Source organism: Pseudomonas caspiana, from assembly GCF_040224095.2.
Lineage (GTDB): Bacteria > Pseudomonadota > Gammaproteobacteria > Pseudomonadales > Pseudomonadaceae > Aquipseudomonas > Aquipseudomonas caspiana.
Genome location: NZ_CP167995.1, coordinates 4,939,526 through 4,962,213 on the forward strand (window position 1 = coordinate 4,939,526; position 22,688 = coordinate 4,962,213).

A 22,688-nucleotide genomic window follows, 5' to 3' on the forward strand; every position below is an offset into this window, starting at 1 on the left:
ATAATCATCAGGATCTTAGATCGGGTCTGACAGTTGCAGCCCGGTAGCATCGTGAGTGGCGCTCAACTTTATTCGGGGAAGCGGCATTTCAGGTGATACAACGCGGTGGTACTCCCCATTGGTCCAAAGGCTGCTTTTTGTTCGATATGCAACTGTGCTCATCTGACCCAATGTCCTAAGCTCAAACATAGTCACAAACAGGAAATATCGCCTGATGAGCCTGACTCTGCATGCCCATACCCCTAGCATTGCGACGATGGATTCTCGCAGTCTAACGGTGGGCAGCATTGCGTACTGCCGGATCAATGAACGTGATGAGCCGGAGTTGCGAGTCACCCGCCAATCCTTTGATCCCGCAGGCCGCTTGATCGCCAGCCAGGACCCGCGCCTGCCAATGCCCAATCAGCAAAGCGTCTACAGCCTTTCTGGCCAGGTGCTATTGACCGACAGCGTCGATGCTGGATGGCGGGTAGCACTGCTCGGCGATGCCGGGCAATTACTTGAAGGCTGGGACGGGCGCGACGGTCAGCGGCAGATTGACTATGACGAGCTAATGCGACCGGTGTTGATCGGAGAAACCAGCGCGGACTCTGTTGAAGCGAGGCTCGCCCGCGAATCAGTCACCGTATCAACTCAGATAAAGCACGCCCCCCTCCAACAGCATCAAGTCGTCGAGCGCTTTACCTATGGAGGCCCCGAATTAGCCGAACATAACCAATGCAATCAGTTAATTCGTCATGACGATACAGCGGGCACAGTCCATCGACCGGATTGCGGCTTGCTGGGCTCGCCCATTACCGAAATAAGGCAATTTTTGCGCGAACCGGAGATGCCCGACTGGCCGTTGGCGGTTGCCGAACGGGATATCTTGCTCGAGAGCAATGGCCTGGAATCGACTTGGGTTTTCAATGCGCTGGGTGAGGCGATTGAGCAAACCGATGCTATGGACAATACCCGGTACTTCAAACATACCGTCGCGGGTCAGCTGAAATCCGTTTCCCTTGGCGAGCTGGTCTTGCTCAGTGAGATCCGTTACAACGCCTTCGATCAGGTTGAGCAGCACACCTCAGGCAACGGCGTGATCAGCTGTTCGACTTACGATCCACAAGATGGACGGCTCAAAGAACTTTGCTCGGCGCTCGGCACTGAGGCACCCTTGCAGCTTTTGAAGTACCGCTACGACCCGGTCGGTAATATCGAGCAGATCGAAGATGCCGCCCAACCGGTGCGCTTCTTTGCCAACCAGCGAATCGAGCCGATCAACCGGTATCGTTACGACACTTTGTACCAATTGATCGAAGCCACCGGCCGGGAAGTCAAAACCGGCGCCAGTCACGGCCCCGCCCTGCCCGACTTGCAGAACCTGCCGCCTGATCCCGGCCAGCTCGCCAACTACACGCAAAACTATGAATACGACGCGGGCGGTAATTTGTTGGAGATGCGCCACGTCGGCGCCCAATTATTTACCAGAACCATGGAGGTCGCGCCACACAGTAACCGCAGCCTGCCCGCCGACGAAGTGGACGTGGATTTTGAAAACGGCTTCGATGCCAATGGCAATCTTCTGCAACTGGTGCGTGGCCAGGATTTGAGTTGGGATGCGCGCAATCAACTTCGGCAGATCACCACCGTACGACGGGATGACGGGCCAAGCGATATCGAAACCTATATCTATGACGGCGGCGGCCAGCGCTGTCGCAAAATCAGCAGCGCTCAAACTCAAAGCCGAACACTGATCACTGAAGTGCGCTATTTACCCGGGCTGGAAATCCGCAGCAACGTCGATGGTGAAGTCCTTCATGTGGTCACAGTGGGCGATGTGCGAATGCTGCATTGGCATGCTGGCAAACGGCGCGATGTTGCCAACAATCAGCTGCGCTATAGCCTCAGTGATCATCTGGGTTCAACTACTCTGGAACTGGATGATCAGGGAGGGGTAGTCAGCCAGGAAATGTATTACCCGTTTGGCGGTACCGCCTGGTGGGCGGCGAGCAGTGCAGTGCAAGCTCAATACAAGACGGTGCGCTATTCAGGTAAAGAGCGCGATGCCAGCGGGCTTTATTATTATGGCTTCCGTTATTACGCGCCGTGGTTGCAGCGCTGGATTAACCCAGACCCGGCCGGGGATGTCGATGGATTGAATCTTTATAGATTCTCAAAAAACACTCCAGTACTGATGGTCGACACGTCCGGTGCGCAACCCTTTGATTTTAATGAGGTGGTAAGGGAGGAGAGTAAAAGCGGTAACCCTGTGAAAGGCATCGGTTTGAAGGCGATAGCAGCCAGGAACCCAAATTTTGGCGGCACCTTGGCCGTAGCCCTCACAGCCAGTAAAGCCGGGGTCGCGTTCGCACTTAAAACTATTAATTTAATACGATCGGGATTTGCTAAGCCCAGCGGTCGAGAAGCGCTACTGACGTACTTCCGAAATCCATCAGAATCCAACGCAACTACGGACGAACTTATCATCTCCATGACCAGCAGAGCCTTGAGCCAACTCAATGCCACTTTGCAAAACTATGCTAGCGAAAAAATCATAGGTGTAGGCGGAGACAGAGGCTCAAAAAAAGTCGCATGGCATTACCTTGACGACCCGCAGCAGAGGGTATTCATGAGAGAAAGCGTCTTTCATGAAAGCGCTAATAACGCCAGTTGGAATATCATTCACGAGCTCAGTCACGCGACGCTGAAAACCCAGGATATTTGGTATATAAACACACCAAGTGCCACGCCGGCAGGAGCGGCCGGTGGCGCTTCATACGCGGGCCGAATCGAAGCGTATGTACACATGCAGAAGCTGCAAATGAGGAGACCAGGGTATATGTGGGCGGGGGAAGATGAACAGAGGCTCGATAGCGAAAGCTTTGCAGCAGATCCGCTCAAACGATCGAAGACGATTCTAAGTAACGCCGATTCAGTATCAATGTTGACGTCTTTTATCAATCAAACATTCAACGGTCCGCTTGCCCGACTGACGCTGATTAAACCCAAAACTTCAAACCTTGCCGCCTTGCATTTGGCTGGGGAAACCAGGCTGGCTGGACATCATCAGCGGCGAATGTCCTTGTAGCCATTACAAATAGCGGCGCGATGGCTTGATTTTTACAACCTAGCACTCGAAAGCCGACTAACACTGGTGATCTGCCCATTCCAGATCATTTCGTAATGCGCGGTCTGAACAATCGACTTCACGTGCCTGGGCGTCATCAGTGCCCAGCAATGATTGCCCGGCGAGCGAACGGAGTTGTAGCGCAGGCCTGGGGACCCTGCCCGCTTGGCGGCGTGGCCCAACTGGCGAGCAGCGGAATAATCATCAGGATCATAGATCGGCTCTGACAGCGGCATCCCGGTAGCATCGCGATTTGCCACTTCATCGAAGGTGCAGACCAAACCACGAAATAGAAACCGCTCGTAGTTGAGCCCCGCCACTTTCGACCAGTACTGGTTCTGGTGATGCCGCACCTCAGCGATGGCGGTTTCCATCACATCAGCCAGATACAACACTCCGAAATCCCCCGAACTGAAACGCGAGCCCGCCGGATTGACGTGGGTGAACGGCCCTACCGCGTAAGAACAGCCAGGAATACCAAATGGAATCTCGGCAACCGGGATCAACGCGATGCGCCCGATTTCATTCTGCAACCGGGGATTGGTCAGCGCCTGTAGCTGGTACAGCCCCTCAAACTCGGCGGCGTCGGCAACGTCGTCAAACAGATCAATGGGCGGGAATCTGGAATTGACCAATCGATAAGCCCGGTGCTCTTGCTCAGCAAGGAGTGGCAGGCTGTCGAGCATCACCACTGCGCGCCCCGAAGTGCGTCGACGCGGCGGAAGGTTTCATACAACGAGACAAAGTCGCCCTGAGCCATGATGTCCAGCGGCTTGCGACCATTGAAGAACTCATTGTCGTTGTCCATCGACGGGAAGCCGTACACGTTGTCGGGGTTATCGAAGACCGTGCGCAACGCCGCATGAATATTCAGCACAAAGCTGATTCGCTGCATCTGGTCCATGTCCAGCCCGACTGACCATTCGGAGCCGGTCTGCTTGGCACGGGTGTAGGTGCTGCGGGAGATACGCAGAATCCGACACGCCTGCTCACTGGACGCATCCCACTTATCAAGAATACGCAGCGCAGTGCGCAGGCCGGACACGCAGTGTTCTTTAGAGAGCGGCTGGAGTTGTGGAACGACAGACATGGAAGATACCTTTTGCATCTGTAGAATCAAACATTAGCAATTAGAGTCTACAGATGCAAATCGGTTTCTACGCCGTGCATCGCTCCCACTGGATCGCATCCACCCAGACAGAGGTGTGGCATAAGTGATTCCCAGAATGGCCACAGCCCTGTGGGAGCCGAACTTGCTCGCGATGAACGATAACGCGGAATACCTGCCACTGCGCTCGGCTTATCGCAGGCAAGCCCTGCTCCCACAGAACCTGCACAATCCCGTAGGAGTGGCTTTAGCCGCGAGGGCGTCGATACATTCGCAACATCTGCATTGCGAGGCATACCGCTCTCCCGGCTAAAGCCAGTCCTGCGGTATGAGCAACAGCTCAGCCACGCCGATCCAGCAAGTTCACCACCAACCGATCAACCCATCCCCACAGCCGCTGTTTGACCCTGCTCCACAGTGGCCGGGCTTTCCAGTCGGCCAAGGTGATTTGCTTGCTCACGGCAAAGTCTTTTTCGAAGCTGGCAACCACGTCCCGCGTCAGGCCGACGTCGAGGGCTTCCAGGTTGGCTTCCAGGTTGAAGCGCAGGTTCCAGTGATCGAAATTGCACGAACCAATGCTGACCCAGTCATCGATCAAGACCATCTTCAAATGCAGAAAGCAGGGCTGGTATTCAAAGATTTTGACGCCCGCACGCAGCAACCGCGGGTAATAGCGATGCCCGGCGTAGCGCACCGAAGGATGATCGGTGCGCGGCCCGGTAAGGAGCAAACGCACATCAATGCCTTGGGACGCTGCCTTGCGCAATGAACGGCGGACTTTCCAGGTTGGCAAAAAATAAGGCGTCGCCAGCCAGATACGTTTGTGACCGCTATTCAGCGCCCGCACCAAGGACTGCAGAATGTCACGGTGCTGGCGGGAATCCGCATAGGCAACACGGCCCAATCCGTGGCCTGAAACAGGAACCTTGGGCAGCCGTGGCAAACCGAAATTCTCCGCAGGGCGCCATGCCGTGCGACGCGGGTTGGCGTGAAACTGGCGATCAAACAACGCCTGCCAGTCGATGACCAGCGGCCCGGTGATTTCCACCATCACTTCATGCCACTCGCTGACCTCCTCGGCAGGCTGCCAGAATTCATCGGTGACGCCCGTACCGCCAACCACTGCGAGCTTCTTATCCACCAGCAGCAATTTGCGATGGTCGCGGTAAAAGTTGCGCACACCGCGCCGCCAGTTAATGCGGTTGTAGAACCGCAGGATCACGCCCGCATCAGTCAGTCGCTTGCGCAGCCCCAAGGTAAAAGCCTGGGAGCCGAAGTCATCAAACAGGCAGCGCACGATCACGCCGCGTTGAGCCGCATCCACCAAGGCGCGCACGACCGCATCAGCACACGCGCCCGCCTCGACCAGATAAAGCTCCAGCTCGACTTGCTGCTGAGCGCCGTCAATGGCGGCGATCATGCGCGGGAAGAACGCTGGGCCGTCGATCAACAGTTGAAACTGGTTGTTTTCACGCCACGGAAAAATCGCCCCGGCCATATCAGCGCGCCGTGAAAATCAAAACAGCACCCACCGGCACCGCGAGGCTGACGGCCGACAAGCCAGCCGCATTGCGCAGGGTCGTGAAGCCGGGCACCAGATCGAAATCCTGCGCATTCACCACCAACGGCTCAAGGGTCACGACCTGAAAACGTCGTTCATCAAGACGCGTGGCGAGCAGTTCGGCTCGATAGCTGTGGGATTTGCCATGCAGTTGCACCACCAGCGGCAGGCGCAATTCCAGCTGCGCACCGGGAGCCAGATCATTGATCGGTCCCAAATCCAGCTGAGCATTGATTTTCGCTCTGGGGAATTTATCGATGTTGAAGACTTGCTCGCGAATGCGCTCATCACGCAGGGCGATGCCGGTGCTGACCGACTCCAGCTCGACTTCAAGCTCAGCCGCGCCTTTACGATCAACTTTCCCGTGCAAGGTCAAAAAGCGATGCACTTCAGCAATGTTGGCGTTTTTAGTCGAGGTGAACGACAGCCTTGAGGATTCGTTATCCAGATACCAGTTCGCCTGAGCGGGCAACGCTGTCAGCGCCAGCAAGGCCAGCAGCAGGCGGGTTGTGATGGGCATGCAAACTCCAGATGCGCATTAAGGGGCAACCGTACCGCCTGTCTGACCGCTGGCGAACTGCTACGTTCGCATCCGGTTTTTTATGGCGCTGACGGTAGCAAGCGACAGCCTTGTCGCTCGCCCTGCCAAGTGGCCACATTACTGCGGCCAAGACCTTCGGCAGTTACCCGTTTATTTGCCGCGTCGTCGAGCACACTGCTCGGTACGTACTGTTTGACGTAGCCACGGCAATACTCGGCGGAATTAAGCATGACGTAGCGACAGGAGCAATACTCTTTGGCGGTATAAGCGCTAATGATGCTCGGGAACGCTGCCAATGCGACTCGGTTTTGCCAGACCAGCACCCCCACCACAATCAACATCAATAGCAGCAGGCTGCTGAATGGACGGCGGCGAATAAAACCTTTGGTCATGGGTCTCCCCTTATTGAAAGGCATTTTCTGTTTACTGCGCGACGACGGCAGGCTTCTCTTTGCCGAACGCGGCCATAGCCAGCTTGAGAAGCTGATCATGGGAATAACTGCCATCCCGATCATCGGCATAACGCACGATCACCAGCCCGGCACTGGGCACCACATACAATGCCTGCCCCCAATGGCCCAGCGCCGCAAAGGTGTCGGCGGGCGCATCGGGCCATGGGCCTTTGTTGCCGTTTGCGGTGCGATTGAGCCACCACTGGCCGCCAGAAACTTCGGCGTCGGGTTTTGAATTGGCAAAGGGCGTCAGAACAAAGTCGATCCAGGTTTCAGGCACTAACTGCTGGCCATTCCACAATCCTCGACGTTGCATCAGCAAGCCGATGCGGGCCAGGTCCCGTGCTGTCATGTAGGCATAGGAAGAACCGACAAAAGTGCCACTGGCATCGGCTTCCCAGGTAGCGCTGCTAATGCCCAGCGGCTCGAACAACGCCGACCACGGGTACTCCGTGTAGGCCTTTTCCCCGACCATGCCTTTCAACGCCGCAGACAGGACGTTGCTGTCGCCACTGGAATACAGGAACGACGTACCCGGTGGATGAGCGCTGCGGTGCTCGGCCGTAAAGCGCGCCATGTCGTCCCGGCCACGGGTGTAAAGCATGGCGACCACCGAGGAATTGAGCGGGGCGTACTCGTAGTCCTCCTGCCAATCCAGCCCGGAGGTCCACTGCATCAGATGCTTGATCTTGATATCGGGATGAGCGCGGAACGGTGGATAGAATTTCGCGGCGGGATCATCCAGCGCAAAGCGCCCCTCTCCGAATGCTACGCCCAGCACCGTTGCCATGATGCTTTTACTGATTGACCAGGTCAGATGCGGCGTCTGGGATGTGGTCTCTCCGCCATAGCGTTCGTAAAGCACCTGACCGTCGCGCATCACCAATAAGGCGTCAGTGCGAATGCCTTCTCGGGTTTCGTCGTTGCGGGTCGCGAAGGCGTAATTCTCAAGGTCCTGGAGCGCGTCGGCGTTCGCGTTGAAGACAGCAAATAGAAGAAACAACCAGGCGAATCGCATGGGGTGTATCTCGAATGTGGACCGCCGGACTGTAGCAGTGAGTTGTGACAAATATTCAGGCCGAGCAGATATCCAGGTAGGAGCCAACTTGTTGGCGGGTGGGTTTTACGCGGTGATTCAGGTTCGACGCCTCGCGAACAAATTCGATCCTACCGGGGGCGCTGTGCCTGCGTCACACAACCATCACCAAACCTTCATGGTCATGACATCGCCTCTCCTTAGCCTGAGTTTGTACAGCAGCGCCAGGCCATTACAGCCAACGCCCGCACTTGCAGGGCAGGCTAACGGAGACTTCGCATGACTCAGATCGCCCGCATTCGCGACACAGCATCCGACCGCCGCCTTCAGGCAGAACGTCTGACCGGCAGCAAAGCCTTGCAGGAAGCACAGGCCCTGCGTTTCAGTGTGTTCAGTGGTGAGTTCAACGCCAAACTCAAAGGCGCTGACCAAGGCCTGGATATGGACGATTACGATGTGCACTGCTCGCACATCGGCGTGCGTGACCTGAATACCGGCAAGCTGGTCGCGACCACGCGCCTGCTGGACCACAAGGCTGCCAACAGCATCGGCCGCTTCTACAGCGAAGAAGAATTCGCCCTGCATGGCCTTGGCCACCTGCAAGGTCCGATCCTTGAGTTGGGCCGTACCTGCGTTGACCCGGATTACCGCAACGGAGGCACCATCGCCGTGCTGTGGAGCGAGTTGGCCGAGATCCTCAACGAAGGTGCCTACAGCTACCTGATGGGTTGCGCGAGCATCCCGATGCAGGACGGCGGCATTCAGGCCCACGCCATCATGCAGCGCTTGCGCGAGCGTTATCTGTGCAACCAGAACCTGCGCGCCGAGCCGAAAAACCCGCTACCAGCCCTGGATCTGCCCAGCAACGTGATCTGCGAAATGCCGCCGCTGCTCAAAGCCTACATGCGCCTGGGTGCGAAGATCTGCGGCGAGCCGTGCTGGGACGAAGACTTCCAGGTCGCTGACGTATTCATCCTGCTCAAACGTGACGAGCTGTGCCCGCGTTACGCCCGCCACTTCAAGGCAGCAGTGTAATGAGCCGGTTACGTGGCTACGCCCGAGTCGCACGGGTATTGCTGGTGATTGCGCTAGGGCTGACCATCGCCGGCACGTTCGCCTGCATGGAACGCATGAAGATCGGCAACTCAATGGCCCGTCGTCAGCGCTGGAGCCGTTGGTTCATGGCGCGTCTGACAGCTGCGCTGCCGTTTCGCGTGACCGTCAGCGGCGAGCTGCCACGTCAGCCGATGCTGTGGGTCAGCAATCACGTGTCCTGGACCGACATTCCACTGCTGGGCATGTTGGCCCCGCTGTCGTTTCTGTCCAAGGCCGAAGTACGCACCTGGCCCGTCGCGGGTTGGCTGGCCCTGAAAGCCGGCACGCTGTTCATCCGTCGCGGTTCGGGTGACAGCAAGCTGATTCAGAAGCAGATGGGCAATCACCTGCAGCAAAACAACGCGCTGGTGATTTTCCCCGAAGGCACCACCACAGACGGCACCAGCTTGCGCACCTTTCATGGTCGCTTGATGTCGAGCGCGATTGATAGCGGCGTGTTGCTGCAACCAGTGGCGATCCACTATTCGCGCAATGGCAAACCGGACCCTATCGCGCCCTTCATTGGCGATGATGATCTGCTGTCGCACTTGCGCCGCCTGTTCGCCAACGAACAAGGCGATGTGCATATCCGGCTGCTGACGCCGATTGCGACCGAGGGCAAGGAACGCGCAGCGTTGGCGTATGAGGCACAACAGGCGGTGCAGATCGCGCTGTTTGGCGAGCCACCCGTCGTTGCCGAGCCTTTGGTTACTAAAGAAGCCGAAGCAGTGCCAGACGCTCAGACCGCCGAGAACCCACGCTCAGCCAGAGCGGCCTGAGAGAAATCCTGCAAGATCGGATAGAACTCGGCGAAGTCCGCGCTCAAGGGTTGGTAGAGACCGTGCAATTCCTGCATGGCACCTGCCAACCCTTGCGGCCGTGACAAACGACGCGAAATCCCCGCCAGTACTTGCTCCAGCACGGAAAATTCCCGATATGAACCCAGCCAGTCGTGAGCGGCCATGTGCGGTGCAATCCGCGCCAGTCGCTCAGGTAACTCTGGCTCTGCGGCCAATACGCCATAGACCTTGCGCGTGAATACCGCCAGCGGCACATCGGCGTAATGCGTCCAGTCCCGGGCCAGGCAATGATCGAAAAACACGTCCAGCACAATGCCCGCATAGCGTCGCCGCTCGGCAGGAAAGCGTGCAATGGCTTGTTTGATCAGCGGGTGACTGTCGGTGAATGCATCAATGCTGCGATGCAACTGGATCGCCTGCGCCAACTCGTCCGGAAAGCGCCCAGCCACAGGACCTTTGACGAAATCGCCATACAGGCTACCAAGGAGTTGTGCCGGACGTTGGCCGCCCAGATGCAGGTGTGCGAGATAGTTCATGGCGCCCAGCCTACGCCGAATTGTGCCTCCCGCCTATATCGATATAACCCGATATAGCGTTTTTCCCTATTCTCAGCAGAAAATCATATTTGTATATCGCGAAATACAAATATAAAGTTCGCTCCATCGCGATATAGCGTTAAACCCATATTGAGAACGACATGCCTATCGACCTCGACGAAATAATAAAAGCCCTGGCCCACCCTGTTCGCCGGGAGATTCTTGTCTGGCTCAAGGACCCGCAAAGTTGTTTTCCGGACCAGACCCACTCGACGGAAAACGGCGTTTGCGCGGGCCAGATCGATCAGCGCGCCGGGCTTTCGCAATCCACGGTCTCTGCTCACCTTGCAACCCTGCAACGCGCAGGCCTGATCACCAGTAAGAAGGTCGGGCAATGGAGCTTTTTCAAGCGTAACGAAGAGGTTATTTCTGCTTTTTTCGATGCGCTGCTGCTGGAGCTAGGTCCGCCGTCCTGAATCTATTTCGATCGAAAAATTCCCCGTAGGAGCTGCCGAAGGCTGCGAAAGCTTTCTGTCTGAAACACCGAGGATCGCAGCCTTCGGCAGCGCCTACAGGACCACTTACCCCTTTACTGACAGGAGACGCCCAGTGCCTCTTTCACTGTTTATTCTGGCGCTCAGCGCCTTCGCCATCGGGACGACCGAGTTCGTCATCATGGGCTTGCTGCCCGAAGTGGCTGCCGACTTGGGAGTTTCCATTCCCGGCGCAGGTTGGCTGGTAACCGGCTATGCCTTGGGTGTCGCGATCGGTGCGCCGTTCATGGCCATGGCCACCGCTAAACTGCCGCGCAAGGCTGCGCTGGTCACGCTGATGGGCATCTTCATCGTCGGTAATCTGCTGTGCGCCATCGCTGCGGATTACAACGTGCTGATGTTCGCCCGAGTGGTCACCGCGCTGTGCCACGGTGCATTTTTCGGCATTGGTTCTGTGGTTGCTGCCGGTCTGGTGCCCGCCAACCGTCGCGCTTCCGCCGTTGCCCTGATGTTCACCGGTCTGACCCTCGCCAACGTGCTCGGCGTGCCATTGGGCACTGCATTGGGCCAATACGCGGGCTGGCGCTCGACTTTCTGGGCCGTCACCGTCATCGGTGTAATCGCATTGATCGGCCTGATGCGCTTCCTGCCGACCAACCGCGAAGAGCTGAAGCTCGACATGCGCGCCGAACTTGCCTCGCTCAAAGGCGCAGGCATCTGGCTGTCGTTGAGCATGACCGCGTTGTTCTCGGCTTCGATGTTCACTCTGTTCACTTACGTCGCGCCACTGCTGGGCGAAGTGACCGGCGTTTCGCCAAACGGCATTACCTGGACGCTGCTGCTGATCGGCCTGGGCCTGACCGTGGGCAACGTAATCGGCGGCAAGCTGGCTGACCATCGTCTGGCCGCGACGCTGATTGGCGTCTTCGTTGCCATGGCCGTGATCTCCACCGCCTTGAGCTGGACCAGTGTCGCGCTGATCCCGACCGAGATCACCTTGTTCCTCTGGGCCACGGCCGCATTCGCCGCCGTGCCTGCCTTGCAGATCAACGTGGTGACCTTCGGCAAGGCTGCGCCGAATCTGGTATCGACCCTGAACATCGGTGCCTTCAACGTCGGCAACGCACTGGGTGCATGGGTCGGTGGCAGCGTTATCGCTCACGGCCTGGGCCTGACCAGCGTGCCATTGGCCGCTGGCGCATTGGCTGTACTCGCGCTGATCGTGACCTTGATTACTTTTCGCCAGGGCGGCAACGCCGATCTGGCCCCTGCTATCAACTGATCATTCAAGAGGTTTCACGCATGACAACTATCTTTGACCCGATCACTCTGGGCGATCTGCAACTCGCCAACCGCATCGTCATGGCACCATTGACCCGCTGCCGTGCGGATGAAGGCCGTGTGCCGAACGCGATGATGGCCGAGTATTACGTACAACGTGCATCGGCAGGCCTGATCATCAGCGAAGCCACTTCAGTCACGCCAATGGGCGTTGGCTATCCGGATACTCCAGGCATTTGGTCCAACGATCAGGTGCGTGGCTGGAGCAACATCACCAAGGCCGTTCACGGCGCAGGTGGCAAGATCGTTCTGCAACTGTGGCACGTCGGGCGCATTTCCCACCCTTCATATCTGAACGGTGAAACCCCGGTCGCGCCAAGCGCCATCAAGCCTGAAGGCCATGTCAGCCTGGTTCGTCCGCTGTCTGATTACGTCACACCACGTGCGCTGGAACTGGCAGAAATCGCTGACGTTGTAGAGGCCTATCGCACCGGGGCGGAAAACGCCAAGGCAGCTGGTTTTGATGGCGTGGAAATCCACGGAGCCAACGGTTACCTGCTGGATCAGTTCCTGCAAAGCAGCACCAACCAGCGCACCGATCAATATGGCGGCTCTCTGGAAAACCGTGCACGTCTGATGCTCGAAGTAGTCGATGCGGCGATTGACGTGTGGGGCGCAGGTCGTGTGGGCCTGCATCTCGCGCCGCGCGCTGACTCCCATGACATGGGCGACGACAATCTGGCCGAGACTTTCGGCTACGTGGCAGCAGAAATGGGTAAACGTGGCATCGCATTCATCTGCTCACGCGAGCGCGAGGCTGGCGACAGCATTGGTCCGCAACTGAAAAAAGCGTTCGGCGGCGCGTACATCGCCAACGAGAAATTCACCAAGGACAGCGCCAATGCCTGGCTGGCCAACGGTTCAGCCGATGCAGTGGCGTTCGGCGTGCCGTTCATTGCCAACCCGGATCTGCCAGCGCGCTTGAAGCAGGATGCGCCGTTGAACACTCCGCATCCGGAAACGTTCTACGGCAAAGGGCCAGTGGGTTATATCGACTACCCGGCGTTGTAATACGAACAGCTCTCACAGATCTGGATGTAACTGACCTGTAGGAGCTGCCGAAGGCTGCGAACGCTGCGTCACTGAAACGCCGCCATTCGCAGCCTTCGGCAGCTCCTACAGGTCTTTGTTTCCCGCACAACAGCGTTACCGGCGCGCATTCACCTGCTGTGACAAGTTCTGAATCTGGCTCTGCAAGGTGTTGATGTTGCGGGTCATCTGCGCACGGAAAGCGTCGAACTCAGCGGTGTTACTGCTGGCAGCGGCTGGCGCCGGACGGTTTTCCTGCTCGCTTTTAAGCACGATCAAATCCTGCTCAAGACGCTCAATGGCCGCTGTGGGATTGCCCTGTTTCTTCAGTGCAGCGACATCCGCATTGAGGCTTTTCAACTGAGTGTCGACTTTATCCAGATCGCCCTGAGCCGCTTTGTGATCCGCAATGGAAGCCTTCACTGCCGCCAACTCGGTAGTGACGGTTTTGAGCTGTTCCTGCAACTGTGTATTGCTCGTTTGGAGCTGCGTCGCCTGTGTCGTGATCTGCTCCAGACGCTGCTGCAACTGGGTCTGCTGTCCGGTTGCACCTTCCTGCTGTTTGTCCTGATCAGCCAACTGGTCTTCGATCAGCTTGATGCGTTGCTTGAGCGCCACCCCGTCGACTGCCACCGACTCAGTCGCAACCACTTTGCCGGAAATATCCTGCAAACGACCGGCTGCTTCTTCGCTAATGCGTGCGAAGCTTTCCTGGGTCGCCACCAATTGCTGCTCCATCAGCGATATCTGCTGAAAGCTCCACCAACCCAAGCCACAGAACGCAATGAACAACGCGCCCACCAAGGCCCATAGAGGCCCGGTGCTTGGCCCTTTGACTTTCACCACAGGCGTATCGCGGGAGTACACCGTTGTGCGTTTGCGTGCCGCAGTCGTCGGCACGAAATCGTCGTCATCGTCCTTGGCGCTGAGATTCGGAACGTCATCGACGTCGTCGTAAGGATCGTTACGCATGAGTAACCCTGTGTAAAACCATGATGAAAACTGCTCGAAGTTCGCGAGTATAACCGCTGATACCGCAGGCTAAAGCGCTCACCTGCCTTGTTGCGTTTGCCACCAATCGCAAAACTCGTCCAATGCCGACCAAAGGCTGACTTGCGGGTCGTAGTCCAGATAATGCCGGGCACTGCTGATATCCAGCGTGAAATCCTTGCTCATGACCTGCATGCCTAACCGCGACAACGTCGGTTCCGGCCTGCCCGGCCAAAGCATGCACGCCGCCTCATTGATCGCGGCCACTGAATAAGCCAGCCCGTACGAACGATAACGCGTGACCTGCGGCAACTGCATGCGACGCATCACGTAATTCACCGCATCCCAAAGCGGCACCGGCGTTCCATTGCTGATGTTGTAGGCCCTGCCCAGTGCCGATCTGTCAGCAAGCAGACTGCTGATCAACGCCTGGTTGAGGTTATGCACGCTGGTGAAGTCCACCTTGTTCAAACCATTGCCGACAATCGACAGACGCTTCTTGCGCTGCATGTGCAGCAGCCGCGGAAAGAGGCTGCTGTCGCCCGCCCCGGTCACGAAACGCGGGCGCAAGGCGATGACTTCCAGACCAAACTCTTGCGCACCGAACACTTTCTGCTCAGCCAGATACTTGCTGGCTGCATAGTGACTCTTGAATCGCTTGGGAACGCGCTCTTCGTTGATGTCCAGGTGCGAGCTGCCATCAAAATAGATTGAAGGCGACGACAAATGGACCAGCCTTCTGACCCTTTGTTTCAGACAGGCCTCAACGACGTTCTCAGTGACCTGCACGTTACCCTGCAAGAAATCCTGCTTGCGCCCCCAGACGCCCACTGAACCTGCGCAATGCACAACAGCGTCAACGTCGTCGCACAGCTCTCGAACCAGATCAGGGTCGATCAAGTCGCCCTGAATGAATTCAGCGCCACGCTTGACCAGATGCGCGACACCTTCGGCACGTCGGCCATTGACCCGCACGCTGAAACCCTGCTCCAGGGCGAACCGCGCAAAGCGCCCGCCAATAAAGCCGCTTGCGCCGGTGACCAGAATCTTCATTTACCGCTCCGTTAGATATTTTTTGCTTGTTTCAAAACACAGGTCTTGTCTGACTTGATAGAGATCACATGTGGAGCGAGGCTTGCCCGCGATATGAGCAAGACGCGATTGACCAGATATCGGCGGCGCTCTTATCGCGGGCAAGCCTCGCTCCCACAGGAACGCATTCCAACCTGAAAATCACTTCGTGTGCAGCGGCACCAGCCACCGACCTGCCTGCTGCGCCAAATGCTCCGTCAATCGGGTCAACAATTGCCCGCCATTGCGCCAATGATGCCAGTACAAAGGCACATCCACCGGTTTGTCTGCCGCCAGCTCGACCAGCGACCCGTTTTGCAATTGCTCGCGCACCTGTATTTCCGGAACCAGCCCCCAGGCAACTCCGGCCTCGGTCATGCGCAAGAAGCCTTCGGAGGATGGGCACACGTGATGCTCAAACCCACCTTCGATCCCCAGCGACGCCAGATAGCGATGCTGCAGAAAATCATCCGGGCCGAACACTAACGCCGGGACGCGGGAGAGTTTTTTTGCATCGAAACTTTCGGAAAAATGGCGCGCAATAAAGGCCGGGCTGGCGAGACCACGATAGCGCATCGCTCCCAACAACAGACTGCGCGCGCCGGCAACCGGCCGTTCACTGGCACACAAGCACGCGGCAACGTCGCCAGCGCGCATGCGCTTGAGGCCGACATCCTGATCTTCGACGACCAGGTCCAGCAACAAATTGTTCTGCGCGCAGAAGTCCCCAATCGCATCCGCCCACCATGTCGCCAGACTGTCGGCATTCAATGCGATACGCAGACGCTCAGGCATGCCCTCTTCATCCAGCGCGGGAACCTGACTTTGCAGATCACGCTCCAGCAGACGCACTTGCTGCACATGGTTGAGCAGACGACGACCAATGTCAGTCGGGCTCGGCGGTGCAGCGCGCACCAGAACCGGCTGACCTACGCGCGCCTCAAGCAGTTTGATCCGTTGAGATACCGCAGACTGGGACAAACCCAATACTTGCGCGGCGCGTTCAAAACCCGCCTGTTCTATCACCGCTGCCAGCGCTGAAAGCAGTTTGTAGTCGAACATCAGTTTTCCTAATGAGCGATCAGTAAGATTGGTTTTTCTTATACAGCGTCCCCGCCCACAATCGCCACATAAACCTGTCGGCAAGCCGGTCGAACAGGCAGGTGGTTCAATGCGTGGAGCGTATTTTCATGTGGCAAAGTTATCTCAACGGCCTGCTGGTGGCGGGCGGTCTGATCATGGCGATCGGTACTCAGAATGCGTTTGTTCTGGCGCAAAGCCTGCGCCGTGAACACCATTTGCCGGTGGCATTAGTGTGCATTGTCTGCGATGCGATCCTGATTGCGGCCGGTGTATTTGGTCTGGCCAATCTGCTGGCGCAAAACCCGACATTGCTGGCGGTTGCTCGCTGGGGCGGCGTGGTGTTTTTGCTCTGGTACGGCAGCCTTGCATTGCGCCGAGCCTGTTCCAGTCAGAGCCTGCAGAAAAGTGAAGTGGTTGGTCTGCGCTCTCGCCGGGCGGTCCTGCTCAGCGCCTTGGCGGTCACGTTGCTCAACCCCCATGTTTATCTTGATACGGTATTGCTGGTCGGCTCACTTGGTGCTCAGCAAAGTGTGCCGCAGGCTTATGTAGTGGGCGCAGCCAGCGCGTCACTGTTGTGGTTCAGCACCCTGGCACTCGGCGCGGCGTGGCTGGCCCCATGGCTGGCACGTCCGGCCACCTGGCGGCTGCTGGACCTGATGGTCGCGGTGATGATGTTCAGCGTCGCGGTGCAGTTGATCAGAGCTGCGTAAATCAGAACACTTAATACAAAAATCTGTGGGAGCCGAGCTTGCTCGCGATAAACGACAACACGGTTTGCCTGCGAGCGGCGACACATGCATCGCGTGCAAGCACCGCTCCCACAAGGTCGTGTTTGCAGCGCAACAGCGCGGTGTCAAAGAAACAAAGCGATCTTACTCAGGAGACCGTTTCCATTAGTCAAATCCTCTGGAACCTCTATCCCACACAGTTGTTGCGTGGTTAACGTGCAGACCCGGTGCTATGATCCTGACCCTGCGCCGCAAAGAGTACAAACTCGCCGGTGCATGTTCTGTCTGGCCGCCCGTGATCGGCCTTGCGCTCACCGCAACTGACCTGATTAGGAGATAAACCATGGCTTTTGAATTGCCGCCGCTGCCGTACGCCAAAGATGCTCTGGTACCGCACATTTCCGCAGAGACACTGGAATATCACCACGACAAGCACCACAACACCTACGTCGTTAACCTGAATAACCTGGTGCCAGGCACCGAGTTCGAAGGCAAAACCCTGGAAGAAATCATCAAGACTTCTTCGGGTGGCATTTTCAATAACGCCGCTCAAGTCTGGAACCACACGTTCTACTGGAACTGCCTGGCACCAAACGCTGGCGGTGAACCTACTGGCGCACTGGCTGACGCTATCAACGCGGCTTTCGGCTCGTTCGACAAGTTCAAAGAAGAATTCAGCAAAACCTCTATCGGCACCTTCGGTTCTGGCTGGGGCTGGCTGGTGAAAAAACCTGACGGTTCCCTGGCTTTGGCCAGCACCATCGGCGCAGGCAACCCGATCACCAGCGGCGACATCCCGCTGCTGACCTGCGATGTATGGGAACACGCCTACTACATCGACTACCGCAACCTGCGTCCGAAGTACGTTGAAGCATTCTGGAACCTGGTTAACTGGGACTTCGTAGCGAAGCAATTCGCTGCCTGATTTCAGATCCAGTCAAAAAACCCGGCATTGCCGGGTTTTTTTTCGTCGATGAAATGTGCTTAATGTGTTGTCAGCAGACGATAGCGGACTAATATCATTCGCTGGAGTTTTTACGATTCAGTTCAAGTTTCAAAGGTTTTTGTCCGACACAGTGAGAATGCCTGACTTTACGATAAGTCAGGACGGAGCAAGGAAGCAGGTGACGAGGAGCAAAATCGCGGTGAGCGATCTCGTTCTGGTTTGACTGTTTTTTGATGGTTGCAAAGGCTTGACGCACCCAGCACGGATTAAGGAATAGCCATTTGAAGCTGGAACTCAAAAACAGCCTGTCTGTAAAACTGCTACGCGTAGTGCTGCTCTCGGCATTGGTCGTGGGCGTCGTGTTGAGTTGTGCGCAGATCGTCTACGACGCTTATAAGACTCGACAGGCCGTAGCCAGCGATGCTGAGCGAATTCTTGATATGTTTCGTGACCCGTCGACTCAGGCTGTGTATAGCCTGGACCGGGAAATGGGCATGCAGGTTATCGAGGGTCTGTTTCAGGACAACGCTGTGCGGCTGGCCTCTATCGGCCATCCGAATGAAACCTTGCTCGCCGAAAAAGAGCGCCCCTTGAAATCCACCTCGACGCGCTGGCTGACCGACCTGATCCTCGGCGAGCAGCGTAGCTTTACCACGCAACTGGTTGGCCGCAGCCCTTACAGCGAGTACTACGGTGACTTGCGCATCACGATGGATACAGCCACTTACGGCGAAGGATTCATCATTAATGCCGTGATCATTTTTATCTCCGGAGTACTGCGCGCACTGGCTATGGGCCTCGTGTTGTACCTGGTCTATCACTGGCTGCTGACCAAACCGCTGTCGCGCATCATCGAACACCTCACCAACATCAACCCCGATCGTCCCAGCGAACACCAGTTACCGCTGCTCAAAGGCCATGAGAAAAACGAGCTGGGCATCTGGGTCAATACTGCCAACCAGTTGCTGGCCTCCATAGAACGCAATACCCATTTGCGTCACGAAGCTGAAATCAGCCTGCTGCGCATGGCCCAGTACGATTTTCTGACCGGCCTGCCCAACCGCCAACAGTTGCAACAGCAACTGGACAAGATTCTGATCGACGCCGGCCGTCTTCAACGCCGGGTTGCGGTGCTGTGTGTCGGACTGGATGATTTCAAAGGCATCAACGAGCAATTCAGCTACCAGACCGGCGACCAGTTGTTGTTGGCACTGGCTGATCGCCTGCGCGGCCACAGTGGTCGACTCGGCGCTTTGGCACGTTTGGGTGGCGACCAGTTCGCGCTGGTTCAAGCCGATATCGAACAACCTTACGAAGCTGCAGAGCTGGCGCAGAACATCCTTGATGATCTAGAGGCGCCATTTGCGCTTGGCGATCAGGAAATTCGCCTGCGCGCTACCATTGGCATCACGCTGTTCCCGGAAGACGGTGACAGCACTGAAAAGTTGCTGCAAAAAGCCGAGCAGACCATGACGCTGGCCAAGTCTCGCTCGCGCAACCGCTATCAGTTTTATATCGCCAGTGTGGACAGTGAAATGCGTCGCCGCCGGGAGCTGGAAAAAGACCTGCGCGAAGCCCTGCCCCGCAACCAGTTGTTTCTGGTTTACCAACCGCAGATCAGCTATCGCGAGAACCGCGTAGTGGGTGTTGAAGCCCTGATCCGCTGGCAGCATCCCGAACACGGCATGGTTCCCCCTGATCAGTTCATCCCTTTGGCAGAACAGAACGGCTCGATTATCGCCATTGGTGAGTGGGTGCTGGATCAGGCTTGCCGCCAACTGCGCGAATGGCATGATCAGGGATTCACTGACTTGCGCATGGCGGTCAACCTGTCGACCGTCCAGTTGCACCACTCGGAATTGCCGAGGGTGGTCAATAACCTGATGCAGATTTACCGCCTGCCGCCCCGTAGCCTGGAGCTGGAAGTCACCGAAACCGGCTTGATGGAAGACATCACTACCGCAGCGCAGCATCTGCTCAGCTTGCGACGCTCCGGCGCGCTGATTGCCATTGACGACTTCGGCACCGGCTATTCGTCGCTCAGCTACCTGAAGAGCTTGCCTCTCGACAAGATCAAGATCGACAAGAGCTTCGTACAGGACCTGATTGATGATGACGACGACGCAACCATCGTACGCGCCATCATTCAATTGGGGAAAAGCCTGGGCATGCAGGTCATCGCCGAAGGCGTGGAAACCGTCGAGCAAGAGGCTTACATCATTTCCGAAGGCTGCCACGAAGGTCAGGGTTATCTTTACAGCAAACCGCTACCAGGCCGGGAGCTGCTGGCCTATCTGAAACAGGCACAGCGCAGTAACGCGGAGGTTTTATAAGTTAAGGCTGCATATGTTGCTGCCTGTGGGAGCCGGGCTCGCCCGCGATAAAAACAACCTGATTTATCTCTCGCACCGCATTGCCTGCATCGCGAGTAAGCTCTGCTCCCACGGAACGCGAAGTAGTCGCCGTTACCAAGAAGCGCTGTCAAAGAATCCCCATGAATCAGCCTTGTAAATGACACGCTTTGTTACAACCCTTCCCCTGCTCATCTTTCCTCAAAGGCAATAGGCCTTTACACCGAATGCAAATCTTTCGCATTATGTTGCAGCTTTTTTTGGGCGCTTCGCGCCTTGAACCCTCTAGACGCAGGATTCCGTCATGATTCGTATGCCATTGGCAACCGCTAGTCTGCTGGCCATCGCAATTTCCCTCGCCGGTTGTGGCGACGAGAAAAAAGCCGCTGCACCAGCCCCCGCTTCTGCACCGGCTCCAGCACCTGCTGCTGCACCCGCACCTGAAGCGGCTGCTCCGGCACCGGCTGCGCAATCCAATGACGCTGCTGCCAAGGCGGTAGTCGCCAACTACGCGAACATGGTTTACGCCGTATTCAGTGACGCCGAATCCACCGCGAAAACGCTGCAGACTGCAATCAACGAATTTCTCGCTACCCCTAATGACAAAACCCTGAAGGCTGCTCGTGATGCCTGGGTCGCTGCGCGCGTGCCTTACATGCAAAGCGAAGTGTTCCGCTTCGGCAACACCATCATCGACGACTGGGAAGGACAGGTTAACGCCTGGCCCCTGGACGAAGGCCTGATCGACTACGTCGCCAAAGACTACCAGCACGCGCTGGGCAACCCGGGTGCAACCGCCAACATCATCGCCAACACCGAAGTACAGGTCGGCGAAGACAAGGTCGACGTCAAGGAAATCACTCCTGAGAAACTGGCCAGCCTGAACGAGCTGGGCGGTTCCGAAGCCAACGTTGCGACCGGCTACCACGCCATTGAATTCCTGCTCTGGGGTCAAGACCTGCACGGTAACGGTCCTGGCGCGGGTGAGCGTCCAGCCTCGGATTACATCGAAGGCGCAGGCGGCACTGGCGGCCACAACGACCGTCGTCGCGCTTACCTGACCGCCGTGACCGACTTGCTGGTCAGCGATCTGGAAGAAATGGTCAACAACTGGAAGCCAGGTGTTGCCGACAACTATCGCGCCAGCCTGGAAGCTGAAACCGGCGAAAGCGGCCTGCGCAAAATGCTTTTCGGCATGGGCAGCCTGTCTCTCGGTGAGCTGGCTGGCGAGCGCATGAAAGTGGCACTGGAAGCCAACTCCAGCGAAGACGAGCACGACTGCTTCAGCGACAACACCCACAACTCGCACTTCTACAACGGCAAAGGCATCCGCAACGTTTACCTGGGCGAATACACCCGCATAGACGGTACCAAAGTCAGCGGGCCAAGCCTGTCGTCGCTGGTCGCCAAAGCCGACCCAGCCACCGACGCTACCCTGCGCGCCGACCTGGACGCCACTCAGGCCAAACTGCAAGCCCTCGTCGATCAAGCCAACAAAGGTCAGCATTTCGACCAGTTGATCGCCGCTGGTAACACCGAGGGCAACCAGATCGTTCGTGACGCCATCGCCGCCCTGGTCAAGCAGACCGGTGCCATCGAGCAAGCCGCTGGCAAGCTCGGCATCACCGACCTGAACCCGGACAACGCCGATCACGAATTCTGATCGACGAGGTTTGGGCGTTTGCTGATGAACGCCTCGAACGGATGAACTAAAAAATGCCGGTCGGCTTTGCTGACCGGCATTTTTTTTATCGCTGTTGATTGTCTCTGAAAGCTAACGGGAGCGGGATACCAAGTCGTACCGGGCCGGAGTCCCCATTGTCGACCTGGACGTATGGGAATACTGTGTGGAAAACCGAAACGGGACACACCATCAATGTACGAGACAACAAAGTGGCCACTGACGCTCTATTTTGACGGCGAATGCCCACTCTGCGCTCGAGAAATCAAAATCCTGCGCGCACGCGCTAATCCTGATCGGCTTTGTTTTATTGATATCAGTGATGATGCTTTCGATACCGGATCTGTGGGATTCACGCTTGCGCAAATGGAGTCATCGTTGCACGCAAGGTTTAACGATGGCACATGGGTCACTGGCCTGGACGCTACGCTCTGGAGTTGGAGAGCGGCGGGCCTGGGTGTCTGGGCTGCGCCGTTATCATGGCGGTTGACCAGGCCGCTATTCAACATTGGCTATCGTCTCTTTTGCCGCTGGCGCCCGCATTTGGCGTGGCTGCCTCATCCTGATGGCGGAGCTCGCTGCCGGAACGACACCTGTGCAGTTCCAGAAACCGACCGAGCCCCGCACGACCGGTGACCGCCTGAAAAACGTTAGATGTTTCGCTCAGTCGTCGAACAGGTAAGGTCTGGCTCTTACTCAGAGAGCAAAACCGCGCAAGCAGGTCTGGTTGTCAGTT

20 protein-coding genes and 1 pseudogene are annotated in these 22,688 nt (G+C 57.1%); 11 read left to right on the plus strand and 10 right to left on the minus strand.

Annotation, left to right across the window (positions count from 1 at the left end):
• Positions 1-214: 214 nt before the first annotated feature.
• The gene (locus ABRP31_RS22390) at positions 215-3,070 is read left to right on the plus strand and encodes an RHS repeat-associated core domain-containing protein (protein WP_349969697.1); all 2,856 of its coding nucleotides are present in this window, start codon (positions 215-217) and stop codon (positions 3,068-3,070) included.
• 32 nt (positions 3,071-3,102) lie between these two features.
• Here ABRP31_RS22390 and ABRP31_RS22395 read toward each other — a convergent pair whose 3' ends face one another.
• The 6 genes and pseudogenes from ABRP31_RS22395 to ABRP31_RS22420 form a co-directional block, all read right to left on the minus strand.
• Positions 3,103-3,795, minus strand: a complete 693-nt coding sequence (locus tag ABRP31_RS22395) for an RES family NAD+ phosphorylase (RefSeq protein ID WP_349969696.1) — start codon at positions 3,793-3,795, stop codon at positions 3,103-3,105.
• Positions 3,795-4,199, minus strand: coding sequence for an antitoxin Xre-like helix-turn-helix domain-containing protein (locus ABRP31_RS22400; protein WP_349969695.1), 405 nt, complete (start codon positions 4,197-4,199; stop codon positions 3,795-3,797). Before ABRP31_RS22400 ends, ABRP31_RS22395 begins: the two co-directional genes overlap by 1 nt.
• 358 nt (positions 4,200-4,557) lie before the next feature.
• Complete coding sequence (locus ABRP31_RS22405) at positions 4,558-5,715, minus strand: phosphatidylserine/phosphatidylglycerophosphate/cardiolipin synthase family protein (RefSeq protein ID WP_087264799.1); 1,158 nt, start codon at positions 5,713-5,715, stop codon at positions 4,558-4,560.
• A 1-nt stretch (position 5,716) separates the two neighbouring features.
• Positions 5,717-6,298 carry a YceI family protein gene (locus ABRP31_RS22410; RefSeq protein WP_087264800.1) on the minus strand — a complete coding sequence of 194 codons (582 nt, stop codon included), beginning with the start codon at positions 6,296-6,298 and terminating at the stop codon, positions 5,717-5,719.
• Positions 6,299-6,378: 80 nt separating this feature from the next.
• A complete protein-coding gene (locus ABRP31_RS22415; protein WP_349969694.1) occupies positions 6,379-6,711 on the minus strand; it encodes an amidase in 333 nt (110 codons plus the stop codon).
• Positions 6,712-6,742: 31 nt separating this feature from the next.
• A pseudogene (locus tag ABRP31_RS22420) lies at positions 6,743-7,735 on the minus strand (serine hydrolase domain-containing protein); the annotation flags it as partial.
• A gap of 351 nt (positions 7,736-8,086) precedes the next feature.
• Here ABRP31_RS22420 and olsB point away from each other — a divergent pair.
• On the plus strand, positions 8,087-8,842 hold the full coding sequence (olsB, locus tag ABRP31_RS22425) for an L-ornithine N(alpha)-acyltransferase (protein WP_087264803.1): 756 nt from the start codon (positions 8,087-8,089) through the stop codon (positions 8,840-8,842).
• A complete protein-coding gene (locus tag ABRP31_RS22430; RefSeq protein WP_349969691.1) occupies positions 8,842-9,681 on the plus strand; it encodes a lysophospholipid acyltransferase family protein in 840 nt (279 codons plus the stop codon). Before olsB ends, ABRP31_RS22430 begins: the two co-directional genes overlap by 1 nt.
• On the opposite strand, the gene ABRP31_RS22435 is transcribed toward ABRP31_RS22430, so the two are convergent.
• On the minus strand, positions 9,642-10,238 hold the full coding sequence (locus ABRP31_RS22435) for an ACP phosphodiesterase (RefSeq protein ID WP_349969690.1): 597 nt from the start codon (positions 10,236-10,238) through the stop codon (positions 9,642-9,644). The genes ABRP31_RS22430 and ABRP31_RS22435 overlap by 40 nt on opposite strands.
• A gap of 161 nt (positions 10,239-10,399) precedes the next feature.
• Here ABRP31_RS22435 and ABRP31_RS22440 point away from each other — a divergent pair, with 161 nt between their 5' ends.
• The 3 genes from ABRP31_RS22440 (at position 10,400) to ABRP31_RS22450 (ending at position 13,084) form a co-directional block, all read left to right on the plus strand.
• Positions 10,400-10,714, plus strand: a complete 315-nt coding sequence (locus ABRP31_RS22440; protein ID WP_349969689.1) for a helix-turn-helix transcriptional regulator — start codon at positions 10,400-10,402, stop codon at positions 10,712-10,714.
• 133 nt (positions 10,715-10,847) lie between these two features.
• The gene (locus ABRP31_RS22445; RefSeq protein WP_087264807.1) at positions 10,848-12,014 is read left to right on the plus strand and encodes an MFS transporter; all 1,167 of its coding nucleotides are present in this window, start codon (positions 10,848-10,850) and stop codon (positions 12,012-12,014) included.
• Positions 12,015-12,034: 20 nt separating this feature from the next.
• The gene (locus tag ABRP31_RS22450; protein WP_087264808.1) at positions 12,035-13,084 is read left to right on the plus strand and encodes an alkene reductase; all 1,050 of its coding nucleotides are present in this window, start codon (positions 12,035-12,037) and stop codon (positions 13,082-13,084) included.
• Positions 13,085-13,219: 135 nt separating this feature from the next.
• On the opposite strand, the gene ABRP31_RS22455 is transcribed toward ABRP31_RS22450, so the two are convergent.
• The 3 genes from ABRP31_RS22455 to ABRP31_RS22465 all read right to left on the minus strand — a co-directional run bounded on the left by ABRP31_RS22455 (position 13,220) and on the right by ABRP31_RS22465 (position 16,225).
• Entirely contained in the window at positions 13,220-14,074 is an 855-nt protein-coding gene (locus ABRP31_RS22455) for an ATPase (RefSeq protein ID WP_087264809.1), read from the minus strand.
• A gap of 78 nt (positions 14,075-14,152) precedes the next feature.
• Positions 14,153-15,145 carry an NAD(P)-dependent oxidoreductase gene (locus tag ABRP31_RS22460; protein ID WP_349969688.1) on the minus strand — a complete coding sequence of 331 codons (993 nt, stop codon included), beginning with the start codon at positions 15,143-15,145 and terminating at the stop codon, positions 14,153-14,155.
• A gap of 180 nt (positions 15,146-15,325) precedes the next feature.
• Positions 15,326-16,225, minus strand: a complete 900-nt coding sequence (locus ABRP31_RS22465; protein WP_349969686.1) for a LysR family transcriptional regulator ArgP — start codon at positions 16,223-16,225, stop codon at positions 15,326-15,328.
• Positions 16,226-16,353: 128 nt separating this feature from the next.
• On the opposite strand from ABRP31_RS22465, the gene ABRP31_RS22470 reads away from it, so the two are divergent.
• From ABRP31_RS22470 to ABRP31_RS22490, 5 genes are all read left to right on the plus strand, one after another.
• A complete protein-coding gene (locus ABRP31_RS22470) occupies positions 16,354-16,956 on the plus strand; it encodes a LysE/ArgO family amino acid transporter (RefSeq protein ID WP_349969685.1) in 603 nt (200 codons plus the stop codon).
• A 361-nt stretch (positions 16,957-17,317) separates the two neighbouring features.
• A complete protein-coding gene (locus tag ABRP31_RS22475) occupies positions 17,318-17,899 on the plus strand; it encodes a superoxide dismutase (protein ID WP_095096263.1) in 582 nt (193 codons plus the stop codon).
• Positions 17,900-18,201: 302 nt separating this feature from the next.
• Positions 18,202-20,253, plus strand: a complete 2,052-nt coding sequence (locus ABRP31_RS22480) for a bifunctional diguanylate cyclase/phosphodiesterase (protein WP_087264814.1) — start codon at positions 18,202-18,204, stop codon at positions 20,251-20,253.
• Positions 20,254-20,575: 322 nt separating this feature from the next.
• Complete coding sequence (locus ABRP31_RS22485; protein ID WP_087264815.1) at positions 20,576-21,934, plus strand: imelysin family protein; 1,359 nt, start codon at positions 20,576-20,578, stop codon at positions 21,932-21,934.
• 213 nt (positions 21,935-22,147) lie between these two features.
• The gene (locus ABRP31_RS22490) at positions 22,148-22,588 is read left to right on the plus strand and encodes a DUF393 domain-containing protein (RefSeq protein WP_349969683.1); all 441 of its coding nucleotides are present in this window, start codon (positions 22,148-22,150) and stop codon (positions 22,586-22,588) included.
• Positions 22,589-22,688: the final 100 nt, after the last annotated feature.

What these genes read in the sequence shown, in the direction of transcription:
- ABRP31_RS22455 (WP_087264809.1), bottom strand. Translation starts at nt 14,074, where the DNA reads ATGCGTAACGATCCTTACGACGACGTCGATGACGTTCCGAATCTCAGC.
- ABRP31_RS22490 (WP_349969683.1), top strand. Translation starts at nt 22,148, where the DNA reads ATGTACGAGACAACAAAGTGGCCACTGACGCTCTATTTTGACGGCGAA.
- ABRP31_RS22415 (WP_349969694.1), bottom strand. Translation starts at nt 6,711, where the DNA reads ATGACCAAAGGTTTTATTCGCCGCCGTCCATTCAGCAGCCTGCTGCTA.
- ABRP31_RS22440 (WP_349969689.1), top strand. Translation starts at nt 10,400, where the DNA reads ATGCCTATCGACCTCGACGAAATAATAAAAGCCCTGGCCCACCCTGTT.
- ABRP31_RS22390 (WP_349969697.1), top strand. Translation starts at nt 215, where the DNA reads ATGAGCCTGACTCTGCATGCCCATACCCCTAGCATTGCGACGATGGAT.
- ABRP31_RS22465 (WP_349969686.1), bottom strand. Translation starts at nt 16,225, where the DNA reads ATGTTCGACTACAAACTGCTTTCAGCGCTGGCAGCGGTGATAGAACAG.
- ABRP31_RS22485 (WP_087264815.1), top strand. Translation starts at nt 20,576, where the DNA reads ATGATTCGTATGCCATTGGCAACCGCTAGTCTGCTGGCCATCGCAATT.
- ABRP31_RS22430 (WP_349969691.1), top strand. Translation starts at nt 8,842, where the DNA reads ATGAGCCGGTTACGTGGCTACGCCCGAGTCGCACGGGTATTGCTGGTG.
- ABRP31_RS22460 (WP_349969688.1), bottom strand. Translation starts at nt 15,145, where the DNA reads ATGAAGATTCTGGTCACCGGCGCAAGCGGCTTTATTGGCGGGCGCTTT.
- ABRP31_RS22400 (WP_349969695.1), bottom strand. Translation starts at nt 4,199, where the DNA reads ATGTCTGTCGTTCCACAACTCCAGCCGCTCTCTAAAGAACACTGCGTG.
- ABRP31_RS22435 (WP_349969690.1), bottom strand. Translation starts at nt 10,238, where the DNA reads ATGAACTATCTCGCACACCTGCATCTGGGCGGCCAACGTCCGGCACAA.
- olsB (WP_087264803.1), top strand. Translation starts at nt 8,087, where the DNA reads ATGACTCAGATCGCCCGCATTCGCGACACAGCATCCGACCGCCGCCTT.
- ABRP31_RS22450 (WP_087264808.1), top strand. Translation starts at nt 12,035, where the DNA reads ATGACAACTATCTTTGACCCGATCACTCTGGGCGATCTGCAACTCGCC.
- ABRP31_RS22475 (WP_095096263.1), top strand. Translation starts at nt 17,318, where the DNA reads ATGGCTTTTGAATTGCCGCCGCTGCCGTACGCCAAAGATGCTCTGGTA.
- ABRP31_RS22410 (WP_087264800.1), bottom strand. Translation starts at nt 6,298, where the DNA reads ATGCCCATCACAACCCGCCTGCTGCTGGCCTTGCTGGCGCTGACAGCG.
- ABRP31_RS22405 (WP_087264799.1), bottom strand. Translation starts at nt 5,715, where the DNA reads ATGGCCGGGGCGATTTTTCCGTGGCGTGAAAACAACCAGTTTCAACTG.
- ABRP31_RS22470 (WP_349969685.1), top strand. Translation starts at nt 16,354, where the DNA reads ATGTGGCAAAGTTATCTCAACGGCCTGCTGGTGGCGGGCGGTCTGATC.
- ABRP31_RS22395 (WP_349969696.1), bottom strand. Translation starts at nt 3,795, where the DNA reads ATGCTCGACAGCCTGCCACTCCTTGCTGAGCAAGAGCACCGGGCTTAT.